This is a genomic window from Streptomyces sp. NPDC097129 (assembly GCF_055668065.1).
In genome coordinates, this window is record NZ_JBVOQE010000010.1 from 36,684 (window position 1) to 56,921 (window position 20,238).

At 70.9% G+C, this 20,238-nt stretch carries 19 protein-coding genes; 2 read left to right on the top strand and 17 right to left on the bottom strand.

What is annotated here, in order from left to right; genetic code table 11:
- Positions 1-234: 234 nt before the first annotated feature.
- The gene (gene hisS / locus AC0B9F_RS26595) at positions 235-1,500 is read right to left on the bottom strand and encodes a histidine--tRNA ligase (protein ID WP_472006819.1); all 1,266 of its coding nucleotides are present in this window, start codon (positions 1,498-1,500) and stop codon (positions 235-237) included.
- 13 nt (positions 1,501-1,513) lie between these two features.
- On the bottom strand, positions 1,514-2,227 hold the full coding sequence (locus tag AC0B9F_RS26600; protein WP_472006820.1) for an MBL fold metallo-hydrolase: 714 nt from the start codon (positions 2,225-2,227) through the stop codon (positions 1,514-1,516).
- A gap of 188 nt (positions 2,228-2,415) precedes the next feature.
- On the opposite strand from AC0B9F_RS26600, the gene AC0B9F_RS26605 reads away from it, so the two are divergent.
- Both AC0B9F_RS26605 and AC0B9F_RS26610 read left to right on the top strand, forming a co-directional pair.
- Positions 2,416-3,234, top strand: coding sequence for a peptidylprolyl isomerase (locus tag AC0B9F_RS26605; RefSeq protein ID WP_472006822.1), 819 nt, complete (start codon positions 2,416-2,418; stop codon positions 3,232-3,234).
- 157 nt (positions 3,235-3,391) lie between these two features.
- Complete coding sequence (locus AC0B9F_RS26610) at positions 3,392-4,621, top strand: DUF349 domain-containing protein (RefSeq protein WP_472006824.1); 1,230 nt, start codon at positions 3,392-3,394, stop codon at positions 4,619-4,621.
- Positions 4,622-4,696: 75 nt separating this feature from the next.
- Here AC0B9F_RS26610 and relA read toward each other — a convergent pair whose 3' ends face one another.
- From relA to pgsA, 15 genes are all read right to left on the bottom strand, one after another.
- Positions 4,697-7,234, bottom strand: coding sequence for a GTP pyrophosphokinase (relA, locus tag AC0B9F_RS26615; protein WP_472006825.1), 2,538 nt, complete (start codon positions 7,232-7,234; stop codon positions 4,697-4,699).
- Positions 7,235-7,406: 172 nt separating this feature from the next.
- The gene (locus tag AC0B9F_RS26620) at positions 7,407-7,955 is read right to left on the bottom strand and encodes an adenine phosphoribosyltransferase (protein WP_472006827.1); all 549 of its coding nucleotides are present in this window, start codon (positions 7,953-7,955) and stop codon (positions 7,407-7,409) included.
- Complete coding sequence (gene secF, locus AC0B9F_RS26625; protein ID WP_472006829.1) at positions 7,952-9,058, bottom strand: protein translocase subunit SecF; 1,107 nt, start codon at positions 9,056-9,058, stop codon at positions 7,952-7,954. The genes AC0B9F_RS26620 and secF overlap by 4 nt, the downstream gene beginning before the upstream one ends.
- 3 nt (positions 9,059-9,061) lie before the next feature.
- Positions 9,062-10,855 carry a protein translocase subunit SecD gene (secD, locus tag AC0B9F_RS26630; protein WP_472007283.1) on the bottom strand — a complete coding sequence of 598 codons (1,794 nt, stop codon included), beginning with the start codon at positions 10,853-10,855 and terminating at the stop codon, positions 9,062-9,064.
- A 134-nt stretch (positions 10,856-10,989) separates the two neighbouring features.
- A complete protein-coding gene (yajC, locus tag AC0B9F_RS26635) occupies positions 10,990-11,508 on the bottom strand; it encodes a preprotein translocase subunit YajC (protein WP_472006831.1) in 519 nt (172 codons plus the stop codon).
- Positions 11,509-11,704: 196 nt separating this feature from the next.
- A complete protein-coding gene (ruvB, locus tag AC0B9F_RS26640; protein ID WP_472006833.1) occupies positions 11,705-12,775 on the bottom strand; it encodes a Holliday junction branch migration DNA helicase RuvB in 1,071 nt (356 codons plus the stop codon).
- A gap of 43 nt (positions 12,776-12,818) precedes the next feature.
- Entirely contained in the window at positions 12,819-13,424 is a 606-nt protein-coding gene (ruvA, locus tag AC0B9F_RS26645) for a Holliday junction branch migration protein RuvA (RefSeq protein WP_472006835.1), read from the bottom strand.
- The gene (ruvC, locus tag AC0B9F_RS26650) at positions 13,421-13,960 is read right to left on the bottom strand and encodes a crossover junction endodeoxyribonuclease RuvC (RefSeq protein WP_472006837.1); all 540 of its coding nucleotides are present in this window, start codon (positions 13,958-13,960) and stop codon (positions 13,421-13,423) included. Before ruvC ends, ruvA begins: the two co-directional genes overlap by 4 nt.
- Before the next feature lie 126 nt (positions 13,961-14,086).
- The gene (locus tag AC0B9F_RS26655) at positions 14,087-14,839 is read right to left on the bottom strand and encodes a YebC/PmpR family DNA-binding transcriptional regulator (protein ID WP_472006839.1); all 753 of its coding nucleotides are present in this window, start codon (positions 14,837-14,839) and stop codon (positions 14,087-14,089) included.
- 57 nt (positions 14,840-14,896) lie between these two features.
- A complete protein-coding gene (gene pdxT / locus AC0B9F_RS26660) occupies positions 14,897-15,493 on the bottom strand; it encodes a pyridoxal 5'-phosphate synthase glutaminase subunit PdxT (protein WP_472006841.1) in 597 nt (198 codons plus the stop codon).
- 34 nt (positions 15,494-15,527) lie between these two features.
- Positions 15,528-16,433, bottom strand: coding sequence for a pyridoxal 5'-phosphate synthase lyase subunit PdxS (pdxS, locus tag AC0B9F_RS26665; protein ID WP_472006843.1), 906 nt, complete (start codon positions 16,431-16,433; stop codon positions 15,528-15,530).
- A 171-nt stretch (positions 16,434-16,604) separates the two neighbouring features.
- Positions 16,605-17,147, bottom strand: a complete 543-nt coding sequence (locus AC0B9F_RS26670) for a LemA family protein (RefSeq protein ID WP_472006845.1) — start codon at positions 17,145-17,147, stop codon at positions 16,605-16,607.
- A 143-nt stretch (positions 17,148-17,290) separates the two neighbouring features.
- On the bottom strand, positions 17,291-18,457 hold the full coding sequence (locus AC0B9F_RS26675) for a glycosyltransferase family 4 protein (RefSeq protein WP_472006847.1): 1,167 nt from the start codon (positions 18,455-18,457) through the stop codon (positions 17,291-17,293).
- The gene (locus tag AC0B9F_RS26680) at positions 18,454-19,458 is read right to left on the bottom strand and encodes a phosphatidylinositol mannoside acyltransferase (RefSeq protein WP_472006849.1); all 1,005 of its coding nucleotides are present in this window, start codon (positions 19,456-19,458) and stop codon (positions 18,454-18,456) included. The genes AC0B9F_RS26675 and AC0B9F_RS26680 overlap by 4 nt, the downstream gene beginning before the upstream one ends.
- Positions 19,455-20,135, bottom strand: coding sequence for a phosphatidylinositol phosphate synthase (gene pgsA, locus AC0B9F_RS26685; protein WP_472006851.1), 681 nt, complete (start codon positions 20,133-20,135; stop codon positions 19,455-19,457). The genes AC0B9F_RS26680 and pgsA overlap by 4 nt, the downstream gene beginning before the upstream one ends.
- Positions 20,136-20,238 lie beyond the last annotated feature (103 nt).

Consider the following 20,238-nt stretch of genomic DNA (forward strand, 5'->3'; position numbering starts at 1 on the left):
TCTTCGGGCAGGGCCATTGTGCCGCACGCGTCCCACTGTCCACCGTTCGCTGGACATAAGGAAATACGCGGGAGGGACCCCGGGCGTTCGGTTCCGGCCGCTGATCGGAGCGCCTTCAGGCGTGTGCGGCGCTCTCGTGGCGAAGATCCCCTGGCAGAGCGATGTCACGGGCGCCGAGTTGACGACGAAGGGCGCCGGGATCTCCCCGGCGCCCTCGGTCACTGTCGTCGGCCGTCAGCCGCCGAGCCGGGCCTCCAGCTCCGCCACGATCTCGTTCACGCCGACCGCCGTCTGCTCGCCGGACTCCATGTCCTTGAGCTGGACGACCCCTTCGGCGAGGTCGCGTTCGCCGGCCACGATCGTGTAGCGGGCACCGCTGCGGTTGGCGTTCTTCATCGCTCCCTTGAGCCCCTTGTGCCCGTAGGAGAAGTCCGCCGCCACGCCCACCTTGCGCAGTTCGGTCACCTTGGCGAACAGCACCCGGCGGGCCTCATCGCCGAGCGGCACCGCGAAGACACTGGTCGCCGAGGGCAGTTCGAGCTCGACGCCCTCCGCCTCCAGCGCGAGCACCGTGCGGTCCACGCCGAGCGCCCAGCCGACGGACGGCAGCGCGGGGCCGCCGATCATCTCCGACAGGCCGTCGTAGCGGCCGCCGCCGCCCACCGCGGACTGCGAGCCGAGGCCGTCGTGGACGAACTCGAAGGTGGTGCGGGTGTAGTAGTCGAGGCCGCGCACCAGCTTCGGGTCGTCCTCGAAGGCGACGCCCGCGGCCGTGATCAGCTCGCGGACCTCCTCGTGGTACGCCTTGCAGGCGTCGCACAGGTAGTCGCGCAGCAGCGGGGCGCCGGTGAGCTGCTTCTGCACCGCCTCGCGCTTGTCGTCCAGGACGCGCAGCGGGTTGATGTCGATCCGGCGGCGGGTGTCCTCGTCCAGCTCCAGGCCGCGCAGGAAGTCCTGCAGGGCGGCCCGGTACACCGGCCGGCACTCCTTGTCGCCGAGCGAGTTCAGCAGGATGCGGAAGTTCCGCAGGCCCAGCGAGCGGTACGCCTGGTCGGCCAGGATGATCAGCTCGGCGTCCAGCGCCGGGTCCTCAGCGCCGATCGCCTCGGCGCCGACCTGGGAGAAGTGCCGGTAGCGGCCCTTCTGCGGGCGCTCGTAGCGGTAGTAGGAGCCGGAGTACCACAGCTTGACGGGGAGGTTGCCCGCCTTGTGCAGGTTGGCCTCCAGCGCGGCGCGCAGCACGGAGGCGGTGCCCTCGGGGCGCAGGGCGAGCTTGTCGCCGCCCTTGGTCTCGAAGGCGTACATCTCCTTGGTCACGATGTCGGTGGACTCGCCGACACCGCGCGCGAACAGCTCGACGCTCTCGAAGCCGGGGGTCTCGATGTAGCCGTAGCCGGAGGCGCGCAGCGGGGCGGCGATCGCCTCGCGCACCGCCAGGTACTTCGCGGAGTCCGGCGGGATGAGGTCGTACGTGCCCTTGGGGGCCTTGAAGGTGCTCACGGAAGTCTCTCGATCACATTCCTCGTCGGGGAGCGGCCTGCGGCTGCGCTCCCTGGCCGGTGGCCACCTGCCGCAGATACGGGTTGGTGGCGCGCTCCTGGCCGATGGTCGTCTGGGGGCCGTGCCCGGACAGCACCACGGTCGAGTCGTCGAGCGGCAGGACCACGCGGGTCAGCGACTCGAGCATGTCGTCCATGGAGCCACCGGGGAAGTCGGTGCGTCCGATGGAGCCGGCGAACAGCAGGTCGCCCGAGAACAGGATCGGCGGGATGTCCGCCGCCTCGGGCAGGCCGAAGGTCACCGACCCCCTGGTATGGCCCGGCGCGTGCGCGACGCTCAGCGACAGTCCCGCCAGCTCCAGACGCGCGCCGTCGGTGAGCTCCTTGACGTCGTCCGGCTCCCCCACGGTCAGCTCGCCCATCAGCGGCATGCCGATGGACCGGCCGAGCGCCTTCTCGGGGTCGCTCATCATGAACCGGTCCTCGGGGTGGATCCAGGCCGGTACGTCGTGCGCGCCGCACACGGGGACGACGGAGGACACGTGGTCGATGTGGCCGTGGGTGAGGACGACGGCGACGGGCTTGAGCCGATGCTTCTTCAGTGCCTCTTCGACTCCGGGGGCCGCCTGATGGCCCGGGTCGATGATCACGCACTCCTCACCGGCGGCGGGGGCGACGAGGTAGCAGTTCGTCCCCCAGGCCCCGGCGGGGAACCCGGCAATGAGCACGATCGTCCTTCGTTGTGGCGGTTGTGGTCGGTATGGGGGCGGCGTCTCGCGCTCGCGCCCGCGGTCAGAGCCTACCGGCGCTGCCGATTCCTCAGCGAACCCATATACGGTACGGGGCACACGCAGGCGATCGGTTCATCGGACGCACGCGCCCAACCGACGTACAAGAGGCATGAGGAGTAACCCCGGTGGTCAGCCAGGAGCAGCGGCGGCGTCAGCTCGCCCGGGAGAAGTTCTTGCGGCAGCAGCAGCGGCGCACCGACGCGCGGCGCAAGGCGCGGGTCCGTAATTCCGTGATCGCCTCGGTGCTCGGTGTGGTCCTGGTGGGCGGCCTCGCGGTGTACACGACCGGAGTGTTCAAGGACGACGGCAAGTCGAACGCGAGCGCCGAGGTGACGCCGTCGGCGTCGGGCAAGCCGAAGGACCCGTGCGCGAAGCCGGCTCCGGGCTCGGTGAAGAAGCTGAAGTTCGGCAAGGAGCCGGCGATGTCGATCGACACGTCGGCGAAGTACACGATGAAGCTGGACACCACGTGCGGTGAGATCGATCTCGCGCTGAAGGCGTCGGCGGCCCCGCACACCGTGAACTCGTTCAACTTCCTTGCGGCCAAGGGCTACTTCGACCACACCAAGTGCCACCGTCTGACCGACACCGGCATCTACGTGCTGCAGTGCGGCGACCCGACGGCCACCGGCATGGGCGACCCGGGCTACAAGATGAAGGACGAGAACCTCAAGGACAAGGTCCTGAAGGGCAACGTCTACCCGGCGGGCACGGTCGCGATGGCGAACTCCGGCCCGAACACCAACGGCAGCCAGTTCTTCCTCGTGTACCAGGACAGCCCGCTGCCGCCCAGCTACACACCGTTCGGTACGGTGTCGCCGGCGGGCATGCAGGTGCTGAAGAAGATCGCCGCCGCCGGCGCCCAGCCCGCCGACCCCACCACCCAGAACACCGCGCCCAACGCGACGGTGGTGATCGACAAGGCGACGGTCTCGAAGTCGTGACGCCCGCGCGGCGTTCTGCGTGGCCAGCCGGGAAATTTCGGTCGCGCTGGATGCGGACAGGCAACCCGCTGGTCGCCTATGTTGGCGGTGAACAAACTGTGGACGATGCCCGGGGGAGCTCGAAGGCCCCCCGCAGGCATCATGTGGAGGAGGCGCTGTGAGCAGCGACCCGTGGGGCCGCGTCGACGAGACGGGGACCGTGTACGTGCGTACGGCCGACGGCGAGCAGGTCGTCGGTTCCTGGCAGGCCGGCTCCCCCGAGGAGGCGCTGGCCTACTTCGAGCGCAAGTACGAGGGCCTGGTTGTCGAGATCGGCCTCCTCGAGAAGCGCGTGCGGACCACCGATCTGTCGTCCAAGGACGCCATGGCCGCGATCGGCCACCTGCGCGAGCAGGTCGACGCCCACCACGCGGTCGGTGACCTGGAAGCCCTGCGGCAGCGCCTGGACAAGCTCGTGCAGACCGTCGAGTCGCGCCGCGAGGAGCGCAAGGCGCAGCGGGCGAAGCAGGCCGATGACGCCCGCCACGCCAAGGAGTCCCTGGTGGCGGAGGCGGAGGAGCTCGCCCAGTCCGACCAGTGGCGGGCGGCCGGTGAGCGGCTGCGGTCCCTGGTGGACACCTGGAAGGGTCTGCCGCGGCTGGACCGCAAGTCGGACGACGAGCTGTGGCACCGCTTCTCGCACGCCCGGTCGGCGTTCTCCAAGCGCCGCAAGGCGCACTTCGCGCAGCTGGACGCGCAGCGCGAGGAGGCCCGCCGGACCAAGGAGCGGCTGGTCGCCGAGGCCGAGGCGCTGTCGAGCTCGACGGACTGGGGTGTGACGGCGGCCCGCTACCGCGAGCTGATGGCCGAGTGGAAGGCCGCGGGCCGCGCCCAGCGCGAGCACGAGGACGACCTGTGGAACCGCTTCCGCGGCGCCCAGGACGTCTTCTTCGCGGCGCGCAGCTCGGTCTTCGCGGAGCGGGACGCCGAGCAGGCGGAGAACCTGAAGCTGAAGGAGGAGCTGGCCGAGGAGGCCGAGAAGCTCCTGCCGGTGACGGACCTCAAGGCCGCGCGCGCCGCGTTCCGCTCGATCAACGAGCGCTGGGAGGCCATCGGCCATGTGCCGCGGGACTCCCGGCCGAAGGTCGAGGGCCGGATGCACGCGGTCGAGCGGGCGATCCAGGACGCCGAGGAGACCGAGTGGCGGCGGACGAACCCGGAGGCACGCGCGCGTGCCGAAGGTCTGACCGGTCAGCTCCAGGCCGCCGTCGACAAGCTCACGGGCCAGATCGAGCAGGCGCGCGCCCAGGGCAACACCGCGAAGGCCGACAAGCTTCAGCGTGAGCTGGAGGGCCGCCAGGCGCTGCTGGACCAGGCGCTGAAGGGCCTGCACGAGTTCGGCGGCTGACCCGCACCGCCCGACGACAGCCGGAAGCCCCCGTACACAGCGTGTACGGGGGCTTCCGCGTGCCCTGTGCGGGCCTTACGACGGGCGGCGGGCCGAGGTGACGCGGTAGACGTCGTAGACGCCCTCGACGCCGCGTACGGCCTTCAGGACGTGGCCCAGGTGCTTGGGGTCGCCCATCTCGAAGGTGAACCGGGAGGTGGCCACCCGGTCACGGGAGGTCTGCACGGCCGCGGAGAGGATGTTGACGTGCTGGTCGGACAGCACGCGCGTGACGTCGGACAGCAGCCGGGAGCGGTCCAGGGCCTCGACCTGGATGGCGACCAGGAAGACCGAGGACTGGGTGGGCGCCCACTCGACTTCGAGGATGCGCTCCGGCTCCCGCGACAGTGACTCGATGTTGACGCAGTCGCTGCGGTGAACCGATACGCCGCTGCCGCGCGTGACGAAGCCGATGATCGGGTCGCCCGGCACCGGCGTACAACAGCGGGCCAGCTTGACCCACACGTCGTCGACGCCCTTGACGACGACACCGGGGTCGTTGCTGCTGCGGCGCTTGCGGCCGCGGCCTCGGGTGGGGACGGTCTCGTCGATCTCCTCGGTGGCCGCTTCCTCGCCGCCGAGGGCCTGCACCAGCTTCTGCACGATGTGCTGCGCGGAGACATGGCCCTCGCCGATCGCCGCGTACAGCGCGGAGATGTCGGAGTAGCGCATCTCGTGCGCCAGCGTGACCAGGGAGTCGCCGGTGAGGATGCGCTGGATCGGCAGGTTCTGCTTGCGCATGGCCCGCACGATGGCGTCCTTGCCCTGCTCGATCGCCTCGTCGCGGCGCTCCTTGGAGAACCAGCCGCGGATCTTGTTGCGGGCGCGCGGCGACTTGACGAAGCCGAGCCAGTCGCGGGACGGTCCGGCGCCGGGCGCCTTGGAGGTGAAGACCTCCACCAGGTCGCCGTTGTCGAGGGTCGACTCCAGCGGGACGAGCCGCCCGTTGACGCGGGCTCCTATGGTGCGGTGGCCGACCTCGGTGTGCACGGCGTAGGCGAAGTCCACCGGGGTGGCGCCGGCCGGGAGCGCGATGACGTCTCCCTTGGGCGTGAAGACGAAGACCTCGTTGCGGGACAGGTCGAAGCGCAGGGACTCCAGGAACTCGCCCGGGTCCTCGGTCTCCTTCTGCCAGTCCAGCAGCTGGCGCAGCCACGCCATGTCGTTGAGGTGGTCGTCCTTGCCCTTGCCGGAGGTCTTCGGCGCGTCGTTGCGCACCTTGGAGGCGCCGGCGACGGCCTCCTGCTTGTACTTCCAGTGCGCGGCGATGCCGTACTCGGCGCGGCGGTGCATGTCGAAGGTGCGGATCTGCAGCTCGACCGGCTTGCCGCTGGGCCCGATGACCGTCGTGTGCAGCGACTGGTACATGTTGAACTTGGGCATCGCGATGTAGTCCTTGAACCGCCCGGGAACGGGGTTCCAGCGGGCGTGGACGGTGCCCAGCGCGGCGTAGCAGTCGCGGACGGTGTCCACCAGGACGCGGATGCCGACCAGGTCGTAGATCTCCGCGAAGTCACGGCCGCGGACGATCATCTTCTGGTAGACGCTGTAGTAGTGCTTCGGGCGGCCGGTGACGGTGGCGCGGATGCGGGCGGCGCGCAGGTCGCCCTGCACCTCGTCGATCACCTTGGCCAGGTACTCGTCGCGCTTGGGGGCGCGCTCGGCGACCAGGCGCACGATCTCGTCGTACATCTTGGGATAGAGGATCGCGAAGGCGAGGTCCTCCAGCTCCCACTTGATGGTGTTCATGCCCAGGCGGTGGGCGAGCGGCGCGTAGATCTCCAGGGTCTCGCGCGCCTTCTTCTCCTGCTTCTCGCGCTTGAGGTAGCGCATGGTGCGCATGTTGTGCAGCCGGTCGGCGAGCTTGATGACCAGGACGCGCGGGTCCTTGGCCATGGCGACGACCATCTTGCGCACGGTCTCGGCCTGCGCGGCCTCGCCGAACTTGACCTTGTCCAGCTTGGTGACGCCGTCGACGAGCAGCGCGACGACGTCGCCGAAGTCGCGGCGCAGGTCCTCCAGCCCGTACTCGGTGTCCTCGACGGTGTCGTGCAGCAGGCCGGCCATCAAGGTGGCCGGGTCCATGCCCAGCTCGGCGAGGATGGTGGTGACGGCGAGCGGGTGCGTGATGTACGGGTCGCCGCTCTTGCGCTTCTGGCCGCGGTGCCAGCGCTCGGCGACCTGGTAGGCGCTCTCGATCTGGCGCAGCGTGGAGTTCTCGATCTTCGGGTCGTTGCTGCGGACTATCCGCAGCAGCGGTTCCAGGACCGGGTTGTAGGGGTTGGCGCGCTGGACGCCGAGGCGGGCCAGACGGGCGCGGACGCGGTTGGAGGAGCCGGTGCGGGCGGACGGGGCCGCGGGCGTGCGCACCACCGGCGCGTTGACGGGCCGCTCGGGGGGCTCCGGCTTGGGGCGGATCTCCTCGGCCGGCTTGTCGACGCTCGCCGACTGGGCGTGCTGGACCGGCCCGCGGGTGTCGTTCTTCTCCTGCGGCGCGGTCGGCGCGGGCTGTGCCGCGGATCCCGGGGTGGGCTCGGGCTTGGCGGCGGTCAGGTGCTGGGCCTCGTCTGGCAAGAGGACTCCTCGTGCGCGATCCGGGTCCCCCGGTCAGGCTCCGGAGTCTCCATCGTAGCGAGCCTGGGCTCCAGGATCGCCTTCAGGCCACTGTGCGGCCCGTGTACCGGGAAAACACAAGGGGCGGGCGCCGGATTCCTCCGGGCCCGCCCCTCACGTCTCAGGGCTGCGATCAGACCGTGAGCAGCGCCTCCAGCGGGGCTTCGCCGAGGGCGGCCTGCAGGCGCGGGCGGCCCTGAAGGAAGCTCAGCTCCATCAGCACCGCGGCGCCCGCGACCTGGGCGCCCGCCCGCCGGATCAGCTGGACGGCGGCCTCGGCGGTGCCGCCGGTGGCGAGGACGTCGTCGACGATCAGGACGCGGTCGTCGGCGGTCAGGTCCTCGGCGTGCACCTCGATCTCGGCCGAGCCGTACTCCAGGTCGTAGGACTGGCCGAGGGTGGCTCCGGGCAGCTTGCCCGCCTTGCGCACCGGGATGAACCCGAGGCCCGCGCGGACGGCGACGGGGGCGCCGAGGATGAACCCGCGCGCCTCCAGGCCGACGATCTTGGTGGCGCGGGTGCGCTCGGCGATCTCCGCGAACGCCTCGGTGAGCGCGGTGAACGCCGCCGGGTCCGCGAGCAGCGGGGTGATGTCCTTGAACATCACGCCCGGCTCCGGGTAGTCGGCCACGTCCCGGATACGGCTGAGGAGCAGCGCGGTGGGATCTGCGAGCTCGGTCATCGGCGCTTCCCCGAGGGCCGGCCACGGCCGCGGTTGCGGGCGGCGGACTGGTCGCGGGGACCGACGACCGCGGGTGCGGCGTCGTCGGAGTCGTCGGCGCCGGCGCGGGCGGCGGCGAACTCCTCCTGGGGGCCTGCCTGGGCCCGCTTGGCCAGCACGCGCTTCCTCAGGGCCTTCATCTGCGGCTCGCGCTCCTTGAGGTCGGCGACGAGCGGCGTGGCGATGAAGATCGAGGAGTAGGCGCCGGCCGCGAGGCCGACGAACAGCGACAGCGAGATGTCGTTGAGCATGCCCGCGCCGAGGAAGCCGCCGCCGATGAACAGCAGGCCCGCGACCGGCAGCAGCGCGACCACCGTGGTGTTGATGGAGCGGACCAGGGTGCCGTTGATGGAGCGGTTCGCGATGTCGCTGTAGGTCCACCTGGTCTGCTTGGTGATGTCCTTCGTCTGCTCCTTGAGGCTGTCGAAGACGACGACCGTGTCGTAGAGCGAGTAACCGAGGATGGTCAGCAGACCGATCACCGTGCCCGGCGTGACCTCGAAGCCGACGAGGGCGTAGATGCCGGTGGTGATGGTGATGTCGTGGATCAGGGCGACGAGCGCGGCCACGGCCATGCGCCACTCGAAGGCGATCGCGAGGTAGATCACGACGAGGACCATGAAGATGGCCAGGCCCTGCCACGCCTTGCTGGCGATCTGCTCGCCCCAGCTGGGGCCGACCAGGTCGGCGTTGATCTTCTCCGCGTCGACCTTGAGGTCCTTGGCCAGCTCATTCTTGATCTTGCTGGCGTCGCTGGTCTCGATGCCCGCGACCTGGATGCGCAGGCTGCCGTCACCGAGCTTCTGGACGATCGCGTCGTGGCCGGAGGCGGTCTGCGCGTAGCCCTCGGCGCTCGTGACCGAGACGGACATGTTCTTCGGGGTGGTGAAGACGGCACCGCCCTGGAACTCGATGCCCATGTTCAGGCCGCGCACCGCCAGGCCGAGGATGGCCGTGATGGTGATCAGGATCGAGACGCCGTACCAGATCTTGCGCTTGCCGATGAAGTCGTAGCCGATTTCGCCACGGTGGAGCCGGGCGCCGAGGTTGCCGAGCTTCGACATCTCTCACGCCTCCTTCGGGTCGACGGGGCCGGCGGCCGGGCGGGAGGAACGACGGGTGCTGCGCAGCGGCGGCTTGGCGCCCAGGGCCTTGGGGTCGAGACCGGACCACTTGTGGCCGTCGGCGAAGAACTTCCGGCGGGCCAGGAGCGTCAGCAGCGGCTTGGTGAACAGGAACACCACGACGACGTCGAGCACGGTGGTCAGGCCGAGCGTGAACGCGAAGCCCTGCACCTTGCCGACGGTCACGATGAACAGCACCGCGGCGGCGAGGAAGGAGACGAAGTCGGAGACCAGGATGGTGCGCCGGGCGCGCGGCCAGCCGCGCTCCACGGCGGGGCGCAGCGAGCGGCCCTCGCGGATCTCGTCCCGGACCCGTTCGAAGTACACGATGAACGAGTCCGCGGTGATGCCGATGGCGACGATGGCACCGCACACGGCCGGCAGGTTCAGCGCGAAGCCGATGGCCGGGCCGAGCAGCGACATGATCACGTAGGTGAGCGCGGCGGACACCAGCAGCGAGGCGCAGGCGATCAGCGCCAGACCGCGGTAGTACAGCACCAGGTAGATCACGACCAGCGCGAGACCGATCGCGCCGGCGATCAGACCGGCCTTCAGCTGCTCACCGCCGAGCGCCGCGGTCACGGTGGTGACGCTGTCCTCCTTGAAGGTCAGCGGCAGCGCGCCGTACGAGAGCATGTTGGACAGGCTCTGCGCCTCCTCCTGCGAGAAGTGGCCGGTGATCTCGGCACTGCCGCCGGTCAGCGCCTCGCGGACGAACGGGTCGGAGACGACGTTGCCGTCGAGGACGATCGCGAACTGGTTCTGCGGGGTCTGCTGTTGGGCCAGCTTGCCGGTGATGTCGGCGAACTTCTTCGCGCCCTTGGAGGTGAACTCCATGGTGACGGTCCAGCCGGAGGCGTTCTGCGTGTTGAAGACGGCCTGCGCCTTCTTCACGTCGGTGCCGTCCACGCCGGCCGGGCCGAGGATGTACTTCTGCCACTGGCCGCTGGAGTTGCCGCAGGCCAGGGTCGGGTCGCTGGACTTGGCGCCCTTGCCGGCCGCGGCCCGCTGGTCCGGCTTGGAGCAGTCCAGCGCGGCGTACTGCGCCTGGAGCCGGGAGGTGGCGTCGCCGGGGGCGCTGCCCGACGGCGAGGGAGACGCCTTGGGGCTGCCGGAGCCGCTCGCGGACGACGAGGCGTCCGCCTTCAGCGCGTCGGAGACGGGCCGGCCCTGGGAGGTGGCGCTCGCCGACGGGGTGGCGGACGGCGAGGACGATCCCTTGCCGGTCGCCTCCGGCTTGCCCGAGGCCTTGCCGTTGGCCTTGCCGCTCGGCGACGCCGAGGGGTTGCCGGTGCCGCTCGGCGTCGGGGTGGCCGTGCCGGCGGGGCCGGAGAGCTCGGTGGCCAGGACCGGGCGGAAGTAGAGCTTGGCGGTGGTGCCGACCTGCTGGCGCGCCTGCTCGGAGTTCGTGCCCTTGGGGATGTTGACGATGATGTTGCGATTGCCCTGGGTCTGGACCTCGGACTCCGACACACCAAGACCGTTGACGCGGCGCTCCATGATCTGGACCGCGGTGTCCATGTTGGTCTTGTTGATCGCGGACTCCTGGCCGGCCTCGGGGACCGCCCGGAGCGTGATGCTCGTACCGCCGGCAAGGTCGATGCCCAGACGCGGGGTGGTGTGCCCGGAGGCGAACATCCCGCCGGTGAGCGCCACGATGGCGATCAGAATCAGGGCCAGCGCGCGCCACGGCTTGCTCTGGGCGCTCGCGCTCCGGCCCTTTCTAGGTGCTGCCACCTTCTCGTACTCCCTCTCGGGCCGCCCGCGCCGGGTCAGCGCTGCGGCGGCCATGACATGGTTGGGGCCCCCTGCGAGAAGTGCGCGTCACCCAGGGCACGCGCGACGGTCGTGGCGCGTGCTCCGGGACGCGACTACTTCGCGTCGGTGTCGCCGTCGGTCTTCTTCGGCTCTTCCTCGGCCTGAGCCTTCGCCTCGGCCGCGTCGGCCTTGTCCTCGGCGGCCTGGATCGCGTCCGCGCCTCGCTCGGCGGCGTCCTGCTTACCGAGGTCGATCTTGGCCTCGGAGGCGGCAGCGGCGGACTCGTCGTCTTCGGTGAGGGAGGACGCGTCGTCGGGGACGAGGTCGGCGTCGGACTTCAGGTCGTGCTCGATGCCGTGGACGATGCGGTTGTACTCGTCGTCCGTGAGGACGGCGCCGATCGAGTTCTTCGCGAAGAGGAGCTCGACGCCGGGACCGGCGTCGAGAAGGACCGTCTCCTCGTTGACCTCCTTGACCGTCGCGTACATGCCCCCGATGGTGCGGACGCCGGAACCGGGTTGCATGTGGTTCCGCATGTTCGCGGCCTGCTGCTGCTTCTTCTTGGCGTTGCGGGTCATCAGGAACATGGCCCCGATGAGCACGATGAACGGGAGGAGGGTCACGAGACTCACGGGTCGGTACTTCCTTCACACGACCGCGATGGTGAGCGGCCTGATGGCTGGGGGTGTATGGGGGCTGCCGTCACAGGCGGCATCGGCGGAGTCTAAGCGAGTCCGCGCGCAAGGAACAACGCTCAGCATGGCACCTGGGTTCCTGAGCCCGCCAATCCCTCACCGATGTCCCTCCGTCATGCACCGTCTGCTGCTGTCATGCCCCGAACAGGCCTGGTTGTCCGTTTCCGGCCGCGGACGAGCGGGGCGGGGTGAGGCCGAGGTGGGCCCAGGCGGCGGGCGTGCCGACGCGGCCGCGCGGAGTGCGGGCCAGCAGGCCCTCGCGCACCAGGAAGGGTTCGGCCACCTCCTCGACCGTCTCGCGCTCCTCCCCCACCGCGACGGCCAGGGTCGACAGGCCGACGGGGCCGCCGCCGAACAGCTTCAGCAGCGCCTCCAGCACGGCCCGGTCCAGGCGGTCCAGGCCGCGCGCGTCGACCTCGTACACGGCGAGGGCGGCGGCGGCGATGTCCCGGGTGATCAGGCCGTCGGCCTTGACCTGCGCGTAGTCCCGTACGCGGCGCAGCAGCCGGTTGGCGATACGGGGCGTGCCGCGGGAGCGCCCGGCGATCTCGGCGGCGCCGTCGGGGTCGATCTCGACGTCCAGCAGATGCGCCGAGCGGTGCACGACGCGCTCCAGCTCGTGCGGCTCGTAGAACTCCATGTGCGCGGTGAAGCCGAAGCGGTCGCGCAGCGGGGGCGGCAGCAGGCCCGCGCGGGTGGTGGCGCCGACCAGGGTGAAGGGGGGCAGCTCCAGCGGGATGGCGGTGGCGCCCGGGCCCTTGCCGACGATCACGTCGACGCGGAAGTCCTCCATGGCCATGTACAGCATCTCCTCGGCGGGCCGGGACATGCGGTGGATCTCGTCGAGGAAGAGCACCTCGCCCTCCTGGAGGGAGGACAGGATCGCGGCGAGGTCGCCGGCGTGCTGGATGGCGGGGCCGGAGGTGATGCGGATGGGGGCGCCCATCTCGGCCGCGATGATCATCGACAGGGTGGTCTTGCCGAGTCCGGGGGCGCCGGAGAGCAGCACGTGGTCGGCGGTGGCGCCGCGCGCGCGGGCGGCGCGCAGCACGAGGTCGAGCTGTTCGCGCACCTTTTCCTGGCCGATGAACTCGCCCAGGTCCTTGGGGCGCAGGGCGGCCTCGACGGCCTGGTCCTCACGGTCGGCACCTGAGCCCACCAGCCGCTCGGAGGCGGGGGTGTCGGCGGAGTCGTCCCAGTTCATGTCGTGTGCCTTCGGCTGTCGGGGTTCGGCGGGCTCGATGCGGTCAGCGGGCGCGGTTCAGGGTCTGCAGGGCGGCCTTCAGCAGCTGCCCGACCTGGGGCGTGCCGCCCGCGGCCTCGGCCTGGGGCGCGACGGCGGTCACCGCCTCGTCGGCCTCCCGGGTGGCGTACCCCAGGCCGATCAGGGCCGCGTGCAGCTGGTCGCGCCAGCCCTGGGTGACCGGGGCGCCGACGACGGGCGCCCCTACGGGCTCGCCGAGCCGGTCCTTCAGCTCCAGCAGCAGCTTCTGGGCGCCCTTCTTGCCGATGCCGGGGACCGCGGTGAGCGCCTTCTCGTCGCCGGTGGCCACGGCGCGGCGCAGCGCGTCCGGGCTGTGCACGGCGAGCATCGCCTGGGCGAGACGCGGTCCGACGCCGCTCGCGGTCTGCAGCAGCTCGAAGACCTGGCGTTCGTCGTCGTCGGTGAAGCCGTACAGGGTGAGGGAGTCCTCGCGCACGACCAGGGACGTGTGCAGCTTGGCGGGCCGGCCCATGCGGAGTGTGGACAGCGTGTTCGGCGTGCACTGCACGGCCATGCCGACGCCGCCGACCTCCACCACCGCGGCGTCGGGAGCGAGCGCGGCGACCGTGCCGCTGACGAAGGCGATCATGCCGTACGGCCTTTCGATACGGGGGCGGTGTGCCGGGCGACGGCCTGCTGGAGCCGGTTCTGGGCGGGGGCGCGCCAGATGTGGCAGATGGCGAGCGCGAGGGCGTCGGCGGCGTCGGCGGGCTTGGGTGGCGAGGTGAGTCTGAGCAGCCGGGTGACCATGGCCCCGACCTGCGCCTTGTCGGCGCGGCCACTGCCGGTGACGGCGGCCTTGACCTCGCTGGGGGTGTGCAGGGCGACCGGGATGCCGCGGCGGGCGGCGCACAGCATGGCCACGGCGCTGGCCTGGGCGGTGCCCATGACCGTGCGCACGTTGTGCTGGCTGAAGACGCGCTCGACGGCGACGTACTCCGGCCGGTGCTCGTCCAGCCACTGCTCGAGGCCCTGCTCGACGGCGAGCAGCCGGTGGCTGAGATCGGCGTCCACGGGCGTGCGGACGACTCCGACGCCGAGCATCGTCAGCGGGCGGCCCGCGACCCCCTCGACCACGCCGACACCGCACCGGGTCAGTCCGGGGTCCACCCCCAGTACGCGCACGGCGCCCCTCCCTCGGATCCCTCGATCACCTGTTTGTGCAGGCTATCGGGTCCCACTGACAATGACGGCGGGCCAGTGGGACGTGTCCCACCGGCCCGCCGTCGTCCCGCTCGTCTCAGCGGAGCGTCACGCGTCGACCTTCTCCATGATCTCGTCGCTGACGTCGAAGTTGGCGAAGACGTTCTGCACGTCGTCGCTGTCCTCGAGCGCGTCGATCAGCTTGAAGATCTTCTTGGCGCCCTCCTCGTCCAGCTCGACCTGCATGGTCGGGACGAAGTTGGCCTCGGCGGAGTCGTAGTCGATCCCGGAGTCCTGCAGGGCGGTGCGCACGGCGACCAGGTCGGTGGCCTCGCTGATGACCTCGAAGGTCTCACCGAGGTCGTTGACCTCCTCGGCACCGGCGTCCAGGACGGCGCCGAGGACGTCGTCCTCGCTCAGCTCGCCCTTGGGGACGATCACGACGCCCTTGCGGTTGAACAGGTACGACACCGAGCCGGGGTCGGCCATGGAGCCGCCGTTGCGGGTCATGGCGACGCGGACCTCGGAGGCGGCGCGGTTGCGGTTGTCGGTGAGGCACTCGATGAGCACCGCGACACCGTTCGGGCCGTAGCCTTCGTACATGATCGTCTCGTAGTCGGCGCCGCCGGCCTCCAGGCCCGCGCCGCGCTTGACCGCGGAGTCGATGTTCTTGTTCGGGACCGACGACTTCTTCGCCTTCTGGATGGCGTCGTACAGCGTCGGGTTGCCGTCGGGGTCGGCGCCGCCGGTGCGGGCCGCGACCTCGATGTTCTTGATCAGCTTCGCGAAGAGCTTGCCGCGCTTGGCATCGATCACGGCCTTCTTGTGCTTCGTCGTGGCCCATTTAGAGTGGCCGGACATCTGCCTGTCTCCTTCGCGTAACCAATCTCTGTACGAACGCCTGGAATCCTACAAGGACTACGGCGTCCCGTTCGCGCGCACCATGTCGACGAACAGGGAGTGCACACGGTGGTCGCCGGTCAGTTCCGGGTGGAACGACGTGGCGAGCGCGGTGCCCTGGCGTACGGCGACGATGTGGCCCTCGTGCTCGGCGAGCACCTCGGCGCCGGCGCCGACGGACTCCACCCACGGTGCGCGGATGAAGACGCCCTCGACGGGAGCGCCCTCCACGCCCTGGACGGCGACCGCAGCCTCGAAGGACTCGTTCTGGCGGCCGAAGGCGTTGCGGCGCACGATCATGTCGATGCCGCCGATCGTCTCCTGGCCCGAGCGCGGGTCGAGGATCTTGTCGGCGAGCATGATCATGCCGGCGCAGGTGCCGTAGACGGGCATGCCGTCACGCACGCGTGCGCGCAGGGGCTCCATCAGTCCGAACAGGACGGCCAGCTTGGAGATGGTGGTGGATTCGCCGCCGGGGAGGACGAGACCGTCGACCTCGGCGAGCTCTTCGGGGCGCCGCACCGGCCTGGCCACGGCGTCCGCCGCGGCCAGGGCGATGAGGTGCTCCCGTACGTCGCCCTGGAGAGCCAGGACGCCGATGACAGGAGTGTTCATGAGTGGCTTACCTGTAGTGGCGTGAACGGGGTGCTCACCAGCCGCGGTTGGCGTAGCGCTCGGTCTCGGGGAGAGTGTCGCAGTTGATGCCGACCATGGCCTCGCCGAGGTTGCGGGACGCGTCCGCGATGATCTTCGGGTCGTCGTAGAAGGTGGTGGCCTTCACGATGGCGGCGGCGCGCTTGGCGGGGTCGCCGGACTTGAAGATGCCCGAGCCGACGAAGACGCCCTCGGCGCCGAGCTGACGCATCAGGGCGGCGTCGGCCGGGGTGGCGACGCCACCGGCGGAGAAGAGGACGACCGGGAGCTTGCCCAGCTCGGCGACCTCCTTGACCAGCTCGTACGGGGCGCGCAGGTCCTTGGCGGCGGCGTACAGCTCGTTGTTGTCGAAGCCGCGCAGCTTGGCGATCTCGTTCTTGATCTGGCGCAGGTGACGGACGGCCTCGACGACGTTGCCGGTGCCGGCCTCGCCCTTGGAGCGGATCATCGCGGCGCCCTCGGCGATGCGGCGCAGGGCCTCGCCCAGGTTGGTGGCGCCACAGACGAAGGGGGTGGTGAAGGCCCACTTGTCGGAGTGGTTGACCTCGTCGGCCGGGGTGAGGACCTCGGACTCGTCGATGTAGTCGACGCCGAGGGACTGCAGGACCTGGGCCTCGACGAAGTGGCCGATGCGGGACTTGGCCATGACCGGGATCGAGACGGCGTCGATGATGCCCTCGATCATGTCCGGGTCGGACATGCGGGCCACGCCGCCGTCCTTGCGGATGTCGGCCGGGACCCGCTCGAGGGCCATGACGGCGACGGCGCCCGCGTCCTCGGCGATCTTCGCCTGCTCCGGCGTGACGACGTCCATGATCACGCCACCCTTGAGCTGCTCGGCCATGCCGCGCTTGACGCGGGCGGTGCCGATCTCGGGAGCCTGGTTCTCGGTGCTGGACACGGGTGACCTCACTGAAGGAAAAGAGGGGTTACTGCAGCACTGAGGAAACGTGAAGGGACCAGTCCACAGCAAGGGCCAATGAAAACCCGGTGGCTCCTTTTGGCCGGAAGCGGTCTGTCCGGAACGGAACCGTATGCGGTGGGGCGGGGCGCGCGGCGGTGCTCGTCGGGCTCAGGAGGAGCGGTCCGCCAAGGGGGCCGGGGGCTCGTCGTCCATTTCGAAGGCCATGGGGAACGGGGCGTGGCCCGCGAGGCGGAACCAGCGGACCTTGCGGTGCTCGCGCAGGCGGCGGGCCGCGCCGACCGCGTCGTTGTGGAAGCGCCGGGCCATCGGGACGCGGCGCACGGCCTCCGCCAGCTCGCGGGCGGCTTCCTCTCCCCCGGGCACCTCGCGGACCGCCTCCAGCTGCTCCCGCTCGCCGAACACCGCGCGCAACGCCTGGCTCAGCTCGCTCTCGGCCACCTCGCGCTGCTCCTCCTCGGCCTGCCGGGCGGCGTGCGCGGCCTCGTACAGCACGATCGACGCGGCCGGATCCAGCACGCCCGAGGTCGCGACCTCCTGCGCCACCGAGGCCCGCCGCAGCAACTGCGCGTCGAGGGCGGCGCGGGCGGCGTCGATCCGCGCGTGCAGCCGGTCCAGCCGCCCCGCTGTCCAGCTCAGGTACAGGCCGATCGCGACGAGGACGACGAGGGTCCAGATGAGGGTTGCGGTCACGGGCGGCCACCTTACCGGCGCGATGCCCGCGGACCCCGGGGCAGGAGGGCCCCGCCGACGTCACCGGCGCCCGCGGTGCGAACCGAGCCTGTTCCGCGCAGGCCGACTCAGTCCCGCGCGGGCCGCTCAGCCCTTCCGCCGGCTCAGTCCCGCGCCAGCCCCCAGCGGGCCCGCAGCCCCGTCGGTCCGGTGTCCTCCGCGGCCACCGCCGCCGCGCCGGCCGTCACCGTCTCGTACACCGACAGGATGTCCGCGCCGACCGTGGACCAGTCGAAGCGGCGGACGTGGGCACTGCCCCGTTCGCTGAGTTCCGCCCGGCGTTCGGGGTCCTCCAGGAGCCGTACGGCCGCGTCGGCGAGCGCGTCGGCGTCCTCGTTGGCGAACAGCTCGCCCGCCTTGCCCTGGTCGAGCACCTGGGCGAAGGCGTCGAGGTCGGAGGCGAGCACGGGCGCGCCCGCGGACATCGCCTCGACGAGGATGATCCCGAAGCTCTCGCCGCCGGTGTTGGGCGCGACGTACAGGTCGACGGAGCGCAGGAAGCGCGCCTTGTCGTCGTCGCTGACCATGCCGAGGAACTCCACGCGGGAGCGCAGCTCGGCCGGCAGCGAGGCCACCGCCTCCTCCTCGTCACCGCGCCCGGCGACCAGCAGCCGGGCCCGCGGCCGGGCGGCGAGGATCTTCGGCAGGGCCTTCATCAGCACCGGCAGGCCCTTGCGGGGTTCGTCGATGCGGCCGATGAAGCCGATGGTGTCGCCCTGCCACGCCGGGTTGGGCTCGGCCTTGGCGAAGAAGTCGACGTCCACGCCGTTCGGGATGACGACGGCGTCCCCGCCGAGGTGCTCGACCAGCGTGCGCCGGGCGTACTCGCTCACCGCGATCCGCGCGCTGATCTTCTCCAGCGCGGCCTGCAGGATGGCGTAGGCGGCGATCATCGCCTTGGAGCGCGGGTTGGAGGTGTGGAAGGTGGCGACGATCGGCCCGCGCGCCGCCCAGCAGGTCAAAAGGCCCAGCGACGGCGAGGTCGGCTCGTGGATGTGGACGACGTCGAAGGCGCCGTCGTGCAGCCAGCGCCGCACCCGCGCGGCCGACAGGAAGCCGAAGTTCAGGCGGGCGACGGAGCCGTTGTACGGAACCGGCACCGCGCGTCCGGCGGAGACGACGTACGGCGGCAGGGGCGTGTCGTCGTCGGCCGGGGCGAGCACGGACACCTCGTGGCCCAGCCGGACGAAGTAGTCGGCGAGGTCGCGGATGTGGAACTGGACGCCGCCGGGCACGTCCCAGGAGTAGGGGCAGACGATGCCGATCCTCACGCGGCCCCCTCCGACGGGTCGCCGGCCGGGCCCTTGGCCGCGTCCTTCGATTCGCCCTTCGATGCGTCCTTCGTCGGGTCCTTCGTCGCGTCCTGCGACGGGTCCTGCGACGGGTCGAGATCGGCGAGCCACAGCCGCTGCAGCATGTGCCAGTCCTCCGGATGGTCGGCGATCCCCGTGGCGAAGGCGTCGGCCAGCGCCTGTGTCATGGAGGACGTCTTCTCGGCCCGCGTCCCTGACTCGGGGACGTCGACCGGGGGATGCACCCGGCCGCGCATGACGGGCGAGTCGTCGTACCAGAGGGTGACCGGCAGCAGCAGGGCGCCGGTCTGCTGGGCGAGCAGCGCCGGTCCGGCGGGCATCCGGGCCGTGTCGCCGAAGAAGTCGACCTCCACGCCGGAGGAGGACAGGTCGCGGTCGGCGACCAGGCAGACCAGGCCGCCGTCGCGCAGCCGCCGGGCGAGCGTGCCGAAGGCGGAGCCGCCGCTGTGCGGCAGGACCTCCATGCCGAGGCCCTCGCGGTAGGCGACGAAACGGTCGTACAGGGTCTCCGGCTTGAGGCGCTCGGCGACCGTGGTGAAGGGGATGCCGAGCTTCGTGGTGACCCAGGCGCCGGCCAGGTCCCAGTTGGCCAGGTGCGGCAGGGCGAGTATCACGCCGTTGCCGGCGGCCATGCCCTCGGTGAGGTAGTGCAGGTCCTTGGGGTCGAAGCCGCCCTTGATGCGCTCGGTGCTCCAGGCGGGCAGCCGGAAGGACTCCATCCAGTAGCGCAGATAGGAACGCATGCCCGCGCGGGACAGCTCGGCGAGGCGTTCGGGGCTCGCGCCGGGCACCACGCGCGCGTAGTTGGACTCCAGCCGCTCGACGCCCTTGCCGCGCTGCTTCCAGGCGAGGTCGGCGATGGTCCGGCCGAGGCGCACGGCGACCGGCTCGGGGAGTTTCTTCACGGTGCCCCAGCCGAGGCCGTACAGGGCGTCGGTCAGCCGATCCTGGGCGCTCACTTCGCGGTCTCCCTCCCTTGCGGCTCACCGGGTGTCCCGGCGGCCGCGGCCTCCGCCTCCGCCGACTCGCGGCGCACGGTGACGACCCGCTGGATCAGCGTGACGAGGCTGCCCACGGCGACGATCCACAGGGCGACGGGCAGCAGGTACTGGATGCCGGGCACCCCGAACTTGTGCAGGCCCGCGAAACCGGCGGCGACCAGTGAGATCACCAGCCGCTCGGCCCGCTCCACGAGCCCGTTGACGGCGACGGGCAGCCCGATCGACTCGCCGCGCGCCTTGGTGTACGACACCACCTGGCCGCTGGCCAGGCAGAAGATCGCCACCGCGCACAGCACGTTGTCGTTGCCGTGCCCTGCGTACCAGAGCGCGAAGCCGCCGAAGATCGCGCCGTCGGCGACCCGGTCGAGCGTGGAGTCCAGGAAGGCGCCCCAGCGGCTGGAGCGGCCCAGCTGGCGCGCCATGTTGCCGTCGACCAGGTCGGAGAAGACGAACAGCGTGATCACGACCGTGCCCCAGAAGAACTCGCCCCGGGGGTAGAAGACCAGCGCTCCGGCGATCACTCCGGCGGTGCCGAGCAGCGTGACCGTGTCGGGGCTGACCCCCCGGCGGATGAGAAACGCGGCGAACGGCGTGAGAACACGCGTGAAGAAAGCACGCGCGTACTTGTTCAGCATGGCCTTCCCGACTGGTCGGTGTCGCCGTGCGGCCCCTGCTGGCCACCGGCTGGCCCATCGTAGCCACGCACGCGTGCGGGCGAGGGCCGGGCACCCACAGCCG